This window comes from Micromonospora sp. S-DT3-3-22 (assembly GCF_015354745.1).
In the GTDB taxonomy this organism is placed as follows: Bacteria; Actinomycetota; Actinomycetes; order Mycobacteriales; family Micromonosporaceae; genus Micromonospora; species Micromonospora wenchangensis.
The window spans coordinates 98391-112131 of record NZ_JACGMO010000004.1 but is presented as its reverse complement, the minus strand read 5'-3'; the positions used below and the strand labels follow the sequence as shown (position 1 = coordinate 112131).

At 69.4% G+C, this 13741-nt stretch carries 10 protein-coding genes, 2 tRNA genes and 1 pseudogene; 7 read left to right on the top strand and 6 right to left on the bottom strand.

Annotated elements, in window-relative coordinates:
- The first annotated feature begins 451 nt into the window (after positions 1–451).
- From H1A17_RS02220 to H1A17_RS02200, 5 genes are all read left to right on the top strand, one after another.
- Positions 452–667: a hypothetical protein gene (locus H1A17_RS02220; RefSeq protein WP_194820884.1), complete on the top strand. Its 216-nt coding sequence runs from the start codon at positions 452–454 to the stop codon at positions 665–667.
- Positions 668–1116: 449 nt separating this feature from the next.
- Complete coding sequence (locus H1A17_RS02215; protein ID WP_309236669.1) at positions 1117–1896, top strand: methyltransferase domain-containing protein; 780 nt, start codon at positions 1117–1119, stop codon at positions 1894–1896.
- Positions 1897–2173: 277 nt separating this feature from the next.
- A complete protein-coding gene (locus H1A17_RS02210) occupies positions 2174–3586 on the top strand; it encodes a hypothetical protein (protein WP_194820883.1) in 1413 nt (470 codons plus the stop codon).
- A gap of 18 nt (positions 3587–3604) precedes the next feature.
- Positions 3605–3676, top strand: a tRNA-Gln gene (locus H1A17_RS02205).
- A gap of 10 nt (positions 3677–3686) precedes the next feature.
- Positions 3687–3758: transfer RNA gene (locus tag H1A17_RS02200), tRNA-Pro, on the top strand.
- Positions 3759–3832: 74 nt separating this feature from the next.
- On the opposite strand, the gene H1A17_RS35765 is transcribed toward H1A17_RS02200, so the two are convergent.
- Positions 3833–3922, bottom strand: a complete 90-nt coding sequence (locus H1A17_RS35765; protein ID WP_375372780.1) for a hypothetical protein — start codon at positions 3920–3922, stop codon at positions 3833–3835.
- Between H1A17_RS35765 and H1A17_RS34135 the strand changes: the two are divergent.
- Positions 3896–4234: pseudogene (locus H1A17_RS34135) on the top strand (transposase); the annotation flags it as partial. The gene H1A17_RS35765 and the pseudogene H1A17_RS34135 overlap by 27 nt on opposite strands.
- Positions 4235–4590: 356 nt before the next feature.
- Here H1A17_RS34135 and H1A17_RS02190 read toward each other — a convergent pair.
- On the bottom strand, positions 4591–5802 hold the full coding sequence (locus H1A17_RS02190) for an MFS transporter (RefSeq protein WP_145919224.1): 1212 nt from the start codon (positions 5800–5802) through the stop codon (positions 4591–4593).
- Positions 5803–5881: 79 nt separating this feature from the next.
- Between H1A17_RS02190 and H1A17_RS02185 the strand changes: the two genes are divergently transcribed.
- Positions 5882–6859 carry a DUF5937 family protein gene (locus H1A17_RS02185; RefSeq protein ID WP_145919223.1) on the top strand — a complete coding sequence of 326 codons (978 nt, stop codon included), beginning with the start codon at positions 5882–5884 and terminating at the stop codon, positions 6857–6859.
- A 132-nt stretch (positions 6860–6991) separates the two neighbouring features.
- Here the strand turns inward: H1A17_RS02185 and H1A17_RS34130 are convergent, their stop codons facing one another.
- From H1A17_RS34130 to H1A17_RS02160, 4 genes are all read right to left on the bottom strand, one after another.
- Positions 6992–9466: a zinc-binding dehydrogenase gene (locus H1A17_RS34130; RefSeq protein ID WP_228542755.1), complete on the bottom strand. Its 2475-nt coding sequence runs from the start codon at positions 9464–9466 to the stop codon at positions 6992–6994.
- A 76-nt stretch (positions 9467–9542) separates the two neighbouring features.
- On the bottom strand, positions 9543–10814 hold the full coding sequence (locus H1A17_RS02170; RefSeq protein WP_194820882.1) for an MFS transporter: 1272 nt from the start codon (positions 10812–10814) through the stop codon (positions 9543–9545).
- A 374-nt stretch (positions 10815–11188) separates the two neighbouring features.
- Complete coding sequence (locus H1A17_RS02165; RefSeq protein ID WP_145919221.1) at positions 11189–12640, bottom strand: isochorismate synthase MenF; 1452 nt, start codon at positions 12638–12640, stop codon at positions 11189–11191.
- Positions 12641–12642: 2 nt separating this feature from the next.
- Positions 12643–13737 (bottom strand): AMP-binding protein, encoded by a 1095-nt coding sequence (locus H1A17_RS02160; RefSeq protein ID WP_145919220.1) that lies wholly within the window; start codon positions 13735–13737, stop codon positions 12643–12645.
- Positions 13738–13741 lie beyond the last annotated feature (4 nt).

Genomic DNA, 13741 nt, shown 5'->3' with positions numbered 1-13741 from the left:
TCCATAGAAGGCTTCAATGTCATCAATGGACGCGCACGGCAGCAGGGGAACGGTCCGCTCGTTGGCCATGCCTCCTTCCTAGACGTCGCAGGGTGTCCGCCGCCCATGGAAATAGCCGATCATCGCCACCGGCCATCCGATCGGCCGATGACCCAGAACGCAACGTCGCCGCGCCGCGCCATCGGGGTGCCTTCCTACCGGCCACACGGCTCGCCAAGATCAAGCGCCCGGATCTGCCGCTCTCGCGCTACTGAAGGTCATCGGCCGCTGCCGTCAGCGGCCCGGACCGCCCGTCGCGGTACGGTTCCGCAGTGCCTGCCAGCGTCCGACGACCTCGATCTTTGTCGACATCGACGGCGTGCTGATCCCGCTACGGGCCCGATCGCACCAGGTCGGTACTCGCTGGAGCGGCAGAGCGGCGGACGGTCCCGACCGCCACGGCAATCCTCTGTTGGACCGGCTCGATCCCGCCGACGGTCAACGGCTCCTCGCCCTGCCGGGTGAGCTGGCCTGGGCCAGCACCTGGATGGCCGAAGCCAACGAGGTCGTGGCACGCCGGATCGGTCTTCTCGCCCTCCCCGTCATCGACTGGCCCGACGACGACGAGGAACCACCGCGTGGAGTGCACTGGAAGACCAGACCGTTGGTGCGCTGGGCGGCCACCTAAGCGCAGCGATGCCTGCCCCAGGCGGCCAACCGGTTGAGAGGGGCATGTTTCGCAATTCGGTATGCACAGCTGCGCCTCTCGGGTGAGGGCTCAGTCCGTTCGCCCTCCGCCACCGGTATCGAAGTTCGCAGCGTCTCCATACCCGGCGTTGTCCACGATGGCGGCAGAGTGCCGATCGGGAACACCACGACCCCGGTGAGAAATGTCGCGATCAGGACGCGGCGAGTCGCGGCGTATCGCCCGCATGGCGGCCTGCGCGGCCGCCGCCTTCTCCGCTGCGCTCCGCGGCCGGCGACCGCTGCGCTGGAAGATCAGGACCACGACGCCCGCCACAAGCCCTATGCCAGCAAGAGATACCACTGCATGTCCTCACGGTAGAAACAGCCCGCATCTGGACGGGGAGTGCTCCCATGCCATGCCGCTGGCCGTGCGTGCCGTGGTGAATCCGGGTGCGGGTGTCGGTCGGACTCGTGTTGACTTTGACGGTGGATCGTCAGCGGCTCAGCAGCATCGCGCACTCGCACCACCCGATCGCGGCTCCGGTCTCCGGTGTCACCCTCAACCGCCTCCTGCGCCGAGCGGACCGGCAACCCGCGGCTCGCATCCTCGACCTCGGCTGCGGAGAGGGGGCCTGGACGCTGCAGGCCCTGACGCACTACCCCGAGGGGCACGCGGACGGCGTGGACGTCAGCCGGTACGCCCTCGAACGCGCCGCGAGCGCTGCCGTCGAACGAGGCCTCGCCGACCGGCTCACGCTGCACGAGCGCGACGCCCGCACGTACATGCCCGACGGCGACTACGACCTGGTGCTGTGCGTCGGATCGACACACGTGTTCGGCGGCTTCGCCGAGACGCTGGAGTCGGCCGGCCGGCAGGTGAACGCCGACGGCATCCTGATGGTCGGTGAGGGATTCTGGCAGGTCCCACCGACTCCGGAGGCACTCGCCGCGCTCGACGCGCGGCCGGAGGAGTTCACCGACCTCCCCGGCCTGATCGACGCAGCTGAACAGGCCGGCTGGACGCCGGTGTACGCCCATGTCAGCGACGCCGCCGAGTGGGACGACTACGAATGGTCGTGGAGCGGCTCGCTCACTGAATGGGCGCTGAACAACCCCGGCCATCCGGACGCTGCCGAGGTACTTACCGTCGCCCGAAGGCACCGCGATCAGTGGTTGCGCGGGTACCGCAACGTTCTCGGCTTCGCGACACTGGTGCTCCGCCACATCTGATAGCGGTGCATCTCACTCTCATGCCGCAATCCGCGCGCCCGGTGAGTGTCCGTTTGTGCCGATGATCGCGTGGTAGCGGAGGTGTTGAGGGACAACGAGGAGATCGGGTTCAACGACGTGGCACACAGCACCTCGTCGCACGATGTCCGGTAGGGGTCGCGCACCACCTCCACGGTAGAGACCGGTTGGGATCTGATGATGAGCATTCCGCCGTGCGGTGCCAGGGGCAGTGGTGAATCGGATTGCTCGGTCGCGTCGTGCCTGCCAGGATGCCGCCATGTCAATCGCCGAGACCTCTGCTGAGGATGCCCTGGTCGCGCTGCACACGTCGCTCGATGAGCGGCGCCGGCCGGAGGAGGTCGCGCATCTCGTGCTGCGGGTGGTGGGCGGCCAGTTGGGGCTTCGCGACCGGATGACGGTGGGGCGGGCGGCTCGCGGGGCATCACGCTGGAACGGGTGGAGTTCGATGTCGGCGGACTTCGCCCGGCCGGTCGGTGGTGCCCGTCAGATCGACGCCGCAACGCGGCTGTTCGATCTGACGCCCGGCGGCGTCGACCCGGACGATCCCGTTTCGCTGCTTGAATTCTCGTCCCGCCTGAGCGAATCCCTGGGTGCCGTCGATCCGGCCCGGCTGGACTTCCTGCGTGACCGGTTGAACCGGGAGGGCCGGGTGACGGCGGGGATCGAGCTGTCGAAGCGGCAGTACAACCGGCGATTCCGGGTGACCCAGCGACTGTCGGCGAAAGCCGACAGGTTGGCGGTCGAGCAGACCAAGCGGCAGTTGACCATGGTCGCGCGGGCAGGATTCGCCGCGAGCATCGAGCGGGATGCGTTTCTGGCTGATCCGTGGGCGGGTTGCTTCGTGGCGTATCTGACTGCCAAGCGGAAGCTGCGGCGGGAGTTCACCCTGTCGGGGCGGGACAACCCGTACGACGACATCGCCGACCTGTTGTTCAAGCACTGCACCGCCAACCCGGCGACGGACTGGTGGATGATCGCCCAGGCCCATCCGACGCCGGCTGTGCTCGCCCGGCTGACCGAGGCACAGCGCGGTGAGCTGCTGGGCCGGTGGTGGACAACGATGCGCCAGGTCGCGGCGTTGCTCAAGCGGGTATGGACGGCCAGTGAGTTCGACCAGGCCACCATGATCGTGAGGCGGGGTAACGACTCGTCGACGTGGAACCTCCTGTGCGGCGCGTACAACACCGCGCGGGCGGCCTGGATCGCGGCGCTCGACGCCGCCGACAGCCTCGGACTGCTGCAGGCGTCCTGCCCGGGCAAGGCGATGATGCTGATCGCGGCGGACCTGGCGGCATGGCACCGGTCGACCGGCGGCGGCCTGCACCCCGACGTGGGCGTATGGGCTCGGCTACCGCTGCCGTGGGACGTGCTCGACGGCACCACCGCCTGCACCCGTGCGGATGTCGAGGCAGCATGCGCCGATGGCGGCGTCGACCCGGTCACGTCCGGTTGGACAGGTCCCAGGACACCCGCAGCAACCGGGCGCTTCCGCCCCACGCCCGAGTTGGTGCACGGGGTATCGATCGTGGACCCGCTGTGGGCGTCGATGCTCCGTGCCGGTGGAGCGTTCTCCGGAAAGATGATCAAGAGCGGCCTGGAGCACACGCTGATCCCGGGTGACGTCGTGGTCAGCGAGCTGCCGGAACGGGATGGACACGTCAAGCCGTGATAGGGCAGCATGATCACGCTCGTCGTAGCTCAGTGGTAGAGCGCCCGGCTCTGGTCCGGGTGGACGCTGGTTCGAGCCCAGCCGACGGGGCCCGTGGAGATCCGTTGTAGCTCAGCGGTAGAGCACCCGGCTAGGGACCGGGAGGACGCCGGTTCGAGCCCGGTCAACGGATCCCCCGATCTGCCGTCTGAGTTGATGACATCAACTGCGAGGCGTACTCCCGGTGTCGTGGTACAACGTCAGGTGTCACAGTGCCCCTGACATCGGCCAGTTGCGCCAGTGCGTGTTTCCCGGGAGGGTCGGCTGGTAGTGGGAGGGGTTGGCAGTGGCCAGCACCTCGCTGATCTGCTGGTAGAGACCTCCCGGGGTTTGCTGGTGGCTTGCCTGCGGGCGACCGGCCGCCAGATCTACGCGATCAACCCGGTCGCGGTCGCTCGTTACCGAGACCGATACACCGCCTCACGCACCAAGTCCGACCACGTCGACGCGATGGTCCTGGCCAACATTCTGCGCACCGACATGGCCGTGCACCGACCGCTGCCCAACGACTCCGAACTCGGCCAGGCGATCGCAGTTCTCGCCCGTGCCCAACAAGACGCCGTATGGGATCGAACCCAAGCCCACAACAAACTGCGCTCACTGCTGCGCGAGTACTACCCGACGTTCATACTGGCCTTCCGCGACGCCCGCGGCGGGATCACCCGCCCCGAAGCCCGCGCCGTGATCGCCACAGCGCCCACCCCCACCCAGGCAGCGACACTGACCCCAGACAACCTCGCCGACGCCATACGACGAGCCGGCCGCCAACGAGGCGTCACCGCCGAAGCTGACCGACTGCACCAGGCCCTGGCCACCGCAACCCTGCACCAGCCACCCCTGGTCGAACAGGCCATGGGACGACAAGCCCTGGCCCTACTGCGCGCCTTGGACACCGCCTGCCTCAACGCCGAAGACCTGGCCACGGCCTCGGCGTCAAACGTCGGACCGGCCGGTGAGATATCCAATCAGTCAGCCGCCGCGACGACGGCTTCCGCCTTTGCCGCATCGGCCGTGCGCCGTTCGATGGCCGGGCCCATGGCGAGAACCCCCAACGGGGCGACGACACCCGCCGCCGCGCAGAACCACCAGAGGACAGCGGATCCCGCGTGCGCGTAGACAGCGGTGCCCACGGTCAGGGCGACGAACCGGGAAGTGCCCCACAACCACTGAAAGGCGCCCTGGTAGCGGCCTCGGGCATGGTCGGGGGCGATGCTCTGGATCGTCGCCGAGTGGATGCCGCCGATGGCCGCCTCGCCCAGCGACCACACCGCGACGCTCGCACCGTAGCTCCACAGGCTGTTGGCCACGCCGGTGAGCGCGACGCCGACAGCGATTAGCCCGGCTGCGAAGACGTAGACGACGAGCGGACGAAACTCGTCCAGCACCGTGGCGGCGATGGGCTGCACGATGACGACCAGGACCGCGTTGAGCGTAAACATCAGTCCCAGTACCTTGGGTGAGAGGCCGTCGTCGCGGATCGCCAATGGCAGGCCGGCCTCGGTTAGGGAGTAGATCGCCAGGGTGATGCCGAACAATGGCAGCAGCGCACGCATGAGCGGGTCGCGCAGTACCACGCTGTAACCGCTGCGCACGACGGTACTGGGTGCCGTGTACCCCTTTCCGGCGGGGAGCAGGGTCGCGGCGATGACGGCGAACAGGACGGAGGAGACGCCGTCGACCACGAATAGCAGCCAGTAGCCCTGCTCGGCGAGGAAGCCACCGAGGACGCCGGCACCGGCGCTGCCGATGTTGACCGCCCAGTAGACCAGCGAGAAGGCGTTGCGGCGGCGTTCGGGAACGACGGACTCCGCGAGGAGCGCATTGGCGGCGGGGCTGACCATCGTGCCGCAGACGCTCAGCGCGGCGGCTCCGAAGGCCAAGGTCACGAGATTGGGTGCCACGAAGAGTAGGCCGTGCGAGGCGGCCGTGCCCAACAACCCAGTGATCATCGTGGAGCGGCGGCCCCAGTGGTCGGCGAGCATCCCGCTGAGCAGCGGGCCGACCAGGTTGCCGATGCCCAGGGCACCCAGCACGTAGGTGACCTCGGACGTGCTGACGTCCCGTGCGCCGAGGTAGTAGACCAGGAAGGGCACTACCATGAAGCCCAGACGGTTCACTATCGTTCCGCTGAAGATGATCCAGGCAGTGCGCGGCAGGCCCCGGTACGAGGAGAACATGGCCGCATGATGCGCGGCCCGGGAAAGCCCGACAACTGATTCAGCGATGACTGAATGCGGGGGGTCCACACTGGCTGAGGTGGAGCTCTCGGCGAGTGACCTGGCACGGATGCGTTTCTCCCTCTCGCCCATGTGGGAGGTCGTGACCAGTTTCCGGTTGCTGCGATCCGCCCGTCCGACCGTCGGGCATCTGCCCTGGATCGGGCAGGTGCGACCTCGCCTCACGACGGCCGGGTTGGATCGCGGCTGGCTCACCGCGCTCGTTCCCCCGAGCGGCTATTTTCCCGACTTCCTCAATCCCGTTCCGGCCGGGCACGCGCCCTCGCTGGGAGATGAGTTGGACGCGGTGCGGGGCAGTGCGACCGTCGCTGTGCAGCGGGACCTGGACCACCTGGCACGACACCTGGGCGGCGCCTCGAGGCGAGTGCGGTCTCTGCGGGCCGATCCGGAGGGACTGCTCCCCGAACTCGCAGCCGAGATCGAGAGGTACTGGGAGTTGGCGCTCGCACCCTACTGGCAGCGGATACGCACCGTGCTGGAGGCCGATGTCTTCCACCGGGCCCGCCAGGTCGCCGAGTTCGGCGCGGAGGCCCTGTTCAATGGGCTGCATGCCAAGATTAGCTGGCAGGACAACACCCTGCGGCTGGTCCGCCGCGCGCAGACCCTGCGCGGCGCGACCAAGGGTGCCGGGCTGCTGCTCATCCCCTCCGTCTTTGCCGGGCCGGGCGTGCTCACTGTGGTGCGTGACGCCGAGCCGCTGCAACTGGCCTACCCCTCGCGCGGCGTGGGCGTTCTGTGGGAGCGACCCACTCCTTCCCGATCCGTCGCGGTCGCCGCGGTGCTCGGTCGCTCGCGTACCCTGCTGCTCACCGAACTCCAGTCACCTGCCTCCACCGCCGAGTTGGCTCGGCGCACCGGCCTCTCGCCCGCCGGGGTATCCCAGTTCCTCACCGCCATGCGGGACGCCGGACTGGTGAGCGCGCACCGCGCTGGCCGCTCCGTGCTGTACGCGCGCACCTCGATTGCCGACGCGCTGCTCGGGACACCGCCCGGCTGAGCGGCCCGAAGGAGGTCACCCGGTACGGGTCCCGAGCCTGCTCTCAGGGCTGGCCGCGCGATGGCGACCGCCAGTCGCCGAAGCCGGTCTTGTCGATCGTCGAGTATGGCCACCGATCGTCTACAGCATCGGCTAGAGGCGGACGACGACCTTGCCGGTGGCGTCTCCGCGGGCGATGCGCTCCAGCCCGTCCGGGATCAGCCGGTCCAGGGTGACGACCTCATCGAGCGCCGTCGTGGCGATCTCCGGGTGGTCGGTGAGCAGCGCCAACGCCTCGGGGAGGTCTTGATCGCAGATGTGCACCTTCGAGGTGTCAAGCATGACCTCCTCCAGCACCAGTCGGGTCAGGTCGAGCGGCGAGGGATCGCGGTGCAGACCGACCAGCCGTAGGTGCCCGCCCCGGCACACCGCGTTCACCGCGGTCGCCAGGCCGGCCGGGGCGCCCGAGGCCTCGATCACCACGTCTGCGCCGTGTCCGCCCGTCACCGCCCGGATCACGGCGCTCGCATCCTCGTGCGAGGCGTCGATCAGCAGTCCCGCACCGGCACGGCGGCCGGTTTCCAGTCGGGCGGCCGAGACGTCGACACCGACCGTCCGTACGCCACGGGCCGCGCAGGCGGCGACCGCGAGCGACCCGATGCTGCCCAGGCCGATTACCACCACGGTCTGGTCTGGATCGGGAGTGATGTCGCGGACCGCCCGCAGCGCCACCGCCAGCGGCTGTGCCATGATCGCGACGTCGGGGTCGAGGTCGCCCACCGAACGGCTGATCCGGGCGGGAACGTTGACCCGCTCGGCGAGACCGCCGTCGACGTGCAGTCCGAGAGTGTAGTAGCGCCCACAAATGTTCGTCCGCCCGCGTACGCACCAGCGGCAGTCTCCGCAGGAGACGCCGGAGCCGGGGACGACCATGTCGCCAGGGGCGAAGGTGTCCACCCCGGGTCCGGTCGCGACGACCTCGCCGACCATCTCGTGGCCGATGACCAAGGGGCCATGGTGTCCACTCGCGAAGTGCGGCCGGGTGAGCGGAATGAGGTGGGGACCGGAGGTGAACTCCTCGACGTCCGTGCCGCAGATGCCGGCCCGCACCACGGCGAGTTGGATCTCGCCGGGCCCAGGGGCAGGAGGCGCCGGCCATTCCTGGACTCGGACGTCGCCCCTGCCGTGGAACACCGCGGCCTTCATGACGGTGGCCGATCCCCAAAGCCGCCGACGGCTCACTTCCGGAGCGGCACCGGCGAGGGGCGCCGGTGTCTCGTGCAGTAGCGCTCCGATGTGGGCGCCGTTGGCGAGGCTCACCACGGCGTCGCCGGCCGCCGAGGGAAGTGCCCGCACGCTGCCTCCCATGAAGCCGTCGACACCCGTGGCGATCCCCCAGACGGGACGGAATCGGTCCACGCCGCCGCCCGGGATGGGGACAGTCTCCAGCACGTGCCGCACCCGTCGTTGCAGTACGTGGGGGCTGTCCAGCGCGGCGAGCAGCAGAGCGCGCCATGCCTCGGGGGTAAGGTCGTCGGCCCAGCCGAGCACGACGCCCTTGCCGCCGAACAGCGACGTCGGCTTGAGAACCAGGTCCTCGGCGTGCGACAGGGCGTACTCGACGAGGTCCACTCGATCGCCGTTCTCCAGTGTCACCTCCTCGCGACGCACTCGCCGGGTCCACGGCAGGATGCGGTCGAGGCTCGCGACGACCTCGGGAGTGAACAGGTGCCGGTTGCTTTCCTCCGAGAGCAGCGACAGCGCCCCCTTGCTCGCGTAGGCGGCGGTGTCGAGCGGCGTGAAGATCTTCACCTCGCCCCGGCGGGCGGCCTCGAAGACGGCAGTGGTCAGCCGGGAGGCGTCCGGGCCGACGACGTCGCGGATGAGGAAGGTCCGCACGATGATGTCAACGGGCCGCCCCGCGAGCCGTACGCGGCCGTCGCGCACCTCTAGCTGACCAAGGTGGCAGGGGACGGCGTCGAGTCCCAGCTCGCGCCAACGCCCGCAAAGCTGCGTCAGGTATGGCAGCTCGTCCGGAAAGGCCGAGGGCCATTCGGTGAGCGCGACGACCGGGTGGTCCCCGGCCGAGAAACCGGTCTCGGTCAGGATGTTGTGGACCTGCCCGCGCAGGGAGTCGACGAAGGTCAGCCCGTATCGCTCGGCGAACCGGGCGAGGACGGGAACCGTCAGGAGTTCCCGACAGACGTCGACGTTGTCCATCCCGCCTATCGCGCTGCCGATGTTGAATTCGAGAAGCTTGAAGCCGGTGCCATCGCAGACCAGGTCGGCCCGGCTCTGCCGGGTCAGCCGCTCCCCGCGGTTCTGCATGACCGCCGCGACCTGTGGTTCGGTGAGTCCGACCGCCCGCGCGAAGGCGGCGAAGTCCCCGCCGAAGAGCTTCCTGGGGAGGCTCTCCAGCGCCGTGAGTAGGTTGTCCAGGTCGGCGGTCAGCCGGGTTAGTTCCGCATCGCCCAGGAAGACGGGGCGGGCGAGCCACCTGCCCAGGCCACTCGGCTTGCCACTGTTGACGATCTTGTTGTGGGGCAGGCCGGCGAGGAGTTCCTCGGCCGGTGTCCCGGCGGCCTCCAGCTCCGCCAGGTAGGTCTCGGTCAGCGTGACGCGGTCCATGTCGGGTCTCCTGACGGTGAGGTGGCGGGCTGGTGGCCCGCATCATGACTCCGTGTCCGGTATTGGTGATGCTCGGTCAGGTGGCGGCGGTGAGGGTGGCTTTCCCGGGCACGGGCGGGGGGACGAAGGCGACTGCCTCGACGGGCAGCCGCCGCTCGACGCTTACCAGGAGCAGCGCACCGCCTGCCGCGGTGCCCGCCACCAGCAGCCACGGCAGGCGGCCGTCGATGGTGAGCAGGGAGGTGAACACCATCGGACCCAGGGCGTACGCCAGTGACCAGGACATCTGGTATGTGGCGAGGTACCGGCCCCGCAACCGCTGCGGCGCTGCGAACTGTGACAGCGCTTCTGAGGAGGGGCTGTACACCATCTCACCGATCGTCATCACGAGTACGGTGCCCAGTAGCCCAGCGAGCAGGAGGGGTACGCCGTGCGGTCGAACGATGCCGAGTCCTGCCTGGGCGAGGAAGGCCAGCGCGAAGAGCACGGCACCAGCAGCGGCGGCCCGCGGACGGCTGGAGAAGCAGCGCCGGGCGAGGGTGGCGACGGGGACACCGAGAGTCGCGCACAGCACCGTGTTGAGGAGGAAGGCGCTGCCAACGAGCCCTTCGGGCAGGTCGAGCCAGCCTGTCGCATACAGCGGGAGGAGCGAGGTGAGGGCCGAGAAGCCGAGGGCGACGAGCAGGTTGGCACAGACGAGGCCGAGAAAGGGCCGGTCCTCGCCGACGGTCCGGTAACCGCCGCCACGGGCACGGACGGTCGCCGGGTTCCGGGGTGGTGCCGGCGGTGTGCGGGAGGCGAGGAAGCCCGCGGCGAGGAAGCTCGCCCCGTTGAGCCACGCCGTCACCATGTAGCCGGCATCGCCCGCCGTGGCGATGACGATCGAGGCGATCAGGGTGCCCGCACCGAGACCAGCGTTGCTCAGGCTACGGCTGAGCGCGAGCAGGCGGTCTCGGTCAGTGCCGTCGGCGAGCTCGGCGAGCCGGGCGTTCTGGGCTGGCCGGAAGGCGCGGGTCCCCACCGAGGTGAACAGCGCGACGAGGACGAACACTGGCAGGGACCGGGCGAGCGGGAAGCAGGCGAAGCTGAGCCCCCGTATCACATACAGGGCGATCTGCGTGGGGCGGGCACCGACGCGGTCCACCACGATGCCCACCACGGGAACGACGGCGATGGCGATCAGGCCCGTGGCGGTGAGCACCAGCCCGATCAACGGCAGCGGCAGGCCCGTCACGTGAAGGAAGAACACTAGGCTGAAGGGGACGTACATACCGGAGCCGATCGCGTCCACGGCGATGCCGGAGACCAGGGCGCGTTCGCCCGGGAACCGGGGGCGGAAGAAGGACATGCGTCTCCCAAGCACGGGCCGACTCACCGCCGACGCCGTGGGTTCGATCAAATGGGGGCGGGCAGCTCGTCGGTGCCGTGCAGAGTCGGGGGTCGTTCGGGCGTCGCGGTCACGGGAGAATCTCCTTCCGTAACGATTGGGCCGGGTGCAAGGCGTCACGCAGCGCGGTACCGGGATCCGTAGCCGCCGGCAGGTCGACGACGCGACCGGCGACGAGAGCACGGCGAGCATGCATCAGGTCCCTGGACGGTCCACAGTGCGGCGAACATGCGAGCCGGCCAGCCCGCCACCGGCGATGTTCTCCAGGCTCAAGGTGCCACTATTCCGCAGGGCTGTCGGTGCGGGCAGGTGGCCGGGCCCGGGCGTCGGGTCGGTCAGTCGATGCCGAGGGCGGTGCGCATGGGGCGCAGCTTGGCGCACGTCTCGGCGTACTCCACCTCGGGGTCGGAGTCGGCCACGAGGCCACAGCCCGCGTACAACAGGGCTGTGTCGCCCCGCACCAGCGCGGAACGGATGGCTACGGCGAACTCCCCGTTGCCGTCTCCGTCGGCCCAGCCGACCCCGCCGGCATACCATCCGCGGTCGAAGCCCTCGTTGCGGGTGAGCCACGCCAACGCCTCGGCGCGGGGGTGGCCGCCGAGCGCGGGTGTCGGGTGCAGACGTGCCGCGAGGTCGAGGACGCCTTCCGCTGAACCCTCGACCAGCCGTCCCCGCACCGGCGTCGACAGATGCTGGACATGGGCGAGTTTGAGTACCTGCGGCTCGGCCTCGACCGTGACCCGGGTGCACGATTCGGTGAGCGCTTCGCTGAGCATCCGCACCACGACGTCGTGCTCGTGTCGAAGTTTGGCGCTGCCGGACAACTCGGCCTCAAGTTCCCGGTCCTCGGCAGGGGTGGCGCCACGCGGGGTGGTGCCGGCCAGGCCGAGCGCGTGTACCTCCCGATCCTCGACCCGAACCAGGTACTCGGGTGTCGCGCCGAGGAAGGTCGTGTCGCCGTGGCCGAGGGCGAAGACCGTCGTACCGGCATGGGTCTCCCGCATCCGATGCACCGCTGCCGGGATGTCGAGCTCTCGGTCGGCGGTGACGTCCACCCGCCGGGCGAGTACCACCTTCTCGAAGTCGCCCGCGCGGATCCGGGCAGTGGCGCGGCGGACCAGATCCTTCCACTCCTCGGCGGCGGGGGTCTCGATGGTCGTGCGAGTCCGGGGGGTGGGGGGACGTCCGTTCGTGTGATGAGCGCCGAAACACTGTTCGACCCGAAGCGTGAGTACCGTGGCGAGCAGTTCGGGGTCGTCGCTGCCGTCGACGAGCGCGTTGAGCCGTAGTTCCGCCGGTGTGCCCGCCGTGTCCCGGGCGGTGTGACGCACCTGCATCAACGGCACCCAGAGCAGGGCATCGGGCAGAATACCGTATGTGCCGTCCGTTTCGCCTCCAAAGGCGAAACCGCCGAGGGCGAGCGGCCCCCTCCCCGGCCCGGTCGGACCCGCCCTGATCGTCTCGTGTACCAGCTCCGACCAAGCGGAGCGGACTGCGGCGATCCGGCCGGCACCGGTGCCGCGCAGGTCGTGGGCGCTGCCGAAGGCGAGGACCGTGCTGCCGTCCCATGCCGACTGCCAGTACAGGGAGCGGCCGGTGCGGGTACGGGCTGCGGCCCACGTCGCGAAGGGGTCAGTGAGGGGGTACGGGTGGGCCCAACTGACCAGGGCGTGCCGGCCGGTGACCCGGGCTCGTTCGACGCTGGCGCGGCAGGCGTCCACGAGCATGCTGCGCTCGGCCGGGCTGAGTGTCAGGCCGCCAGGGTTCGGCGCGACGTCCACGGCCATGGCTAGTACACCCCCTCAATGATGGCCTGTCCGCTGTCGCCAGCGTGTACCTGGACGTCGGCGAGCCCGTCCTGCGGATAGCGGGCGGTCGGGGCGACACGGACCAGCGAGTCGCGTTCCAGTGTCCAGGGCACCAGCAGGTCGCGGGAGAGTAGGCTGATGCGCGCCTGGCCCCGCTCGCCGTACCGGACCTGGTGGGTCGGCTGCTCGGGGTCGACGACCCTGACCCTGCTGTAGGGGTGGAAGGGGATGAAGATGCAGGGGTGGCTGTCGTCCGTCTTCCGGGGACGCTGCGGGGCGATGCCCATCATGGTGTTGCCGTAGAGCCCGACGACGGCCGCGTCGGGGAACACCTCTTCCTCGAAGGCGCGCAGAGTTTCCGGGCTCACGCTGGTGCCCGCCCACACGACGCCGCGTACCTTGCGCTGCACTAGGTCGAGAAGCGCCTCGTTGGCGCAGATCGCCTCCAGCACGGGTGGGGTGGCGAAGAGGACGGCGACGGGTTGGGTGCTGAGCACGTCCCGGGCCTGCGCGAGGATGTGCTGGACGTAGCGGCCGGCCTCTTCCCCCCTGCCCTGCTGGATGCACTTCTTGACCCAGCGGGGATCGAAGTCGATGTAGTGGCAGAACGCCGCGCGGAGTTGGGCGAGCAAACCCACGGATCGGCCTACGATGTGCGGCCCGGTGGGGCCGATGTGCAGCCAGTGTCCCTCGCTCCGGCCGGGTATGCCATGCGCGGCGAGAACCTCGCTGACCCAAGCGACGCCGTTGCGGCGGGAACGGGACTCGACGATGCGCTTGGGCGAGCCGGTGGTGCCGCCGCTGTCGAAGACCTGGAAGTCCCAGGGGTCGGCGAGGGTACCGGCCGGCACTAGGTCGTCAACCGTGACGGTGCGCCACTCCTCGCTCACATCGGGGAAGAGGTCGAGGTCGTCCCAGGTACGGACGTCTGTCAGGGGGTCGAAGCCGAGGTCGGCGGCGCGCTTGAGCCAGTATGGGGAGCCGGTCTCGGCGGAGAAGTGCCAGCTCATAGCGGCGGGCACGAGTTCGTCCGGACCGAGGTCCGCGGAGAACGGATCCTTGGGGTACGACAACATGCTG

Excerpts from the sequence above, each read along its gene's own strand:
- H1A17_RS02210 (WP_194820883.1), top strand. The coding sequence starts at position 2,174 with ATGTCAATCGCCGAGACCTCTGCTGAGGATGCCCTGGTCGCGCTGCAC.
- H1A17_RS02190 (WP_145919224.1), bottom strand. The coding sequence starts at position 5,802 with ATGTTCTCCTCGTACCGGGGCCTGCCGCGCACTGCCTGGATCATCTTC.
- H1A17_RS34130 (WP_228542755.1), bottom strand. The coding sequence starts at position 9,466 with ATGGACCGCGTCACGCTGACCGAGACCTACCTGGCGGAGCTGGAGGCC.
- H1A17_RS02170 (WP_194820882.1), bottom strand. The coding sequence starts at position 10,814 with ATGTCCTTCTTCCGCCCCCGGTTCCCGGGCGAACGCGCCCTGGTCTCC.
- H1A17_RS02165 (WP_145919221.1), bottom strand. The coding sequence starts at position 12,640 with ATGGCCGTGGACGTCGCGCCGAACCCTGGCGGCCTGACACTCAGCCCG.
- H1A17_RS02160 (WP_145919220.1), bottom strand. The coding sequence starts at position 13,737 with ATGTTGTCGTACCCCAAGGATCCGTTCTCCGCGGACCTCGGTCCGGAC.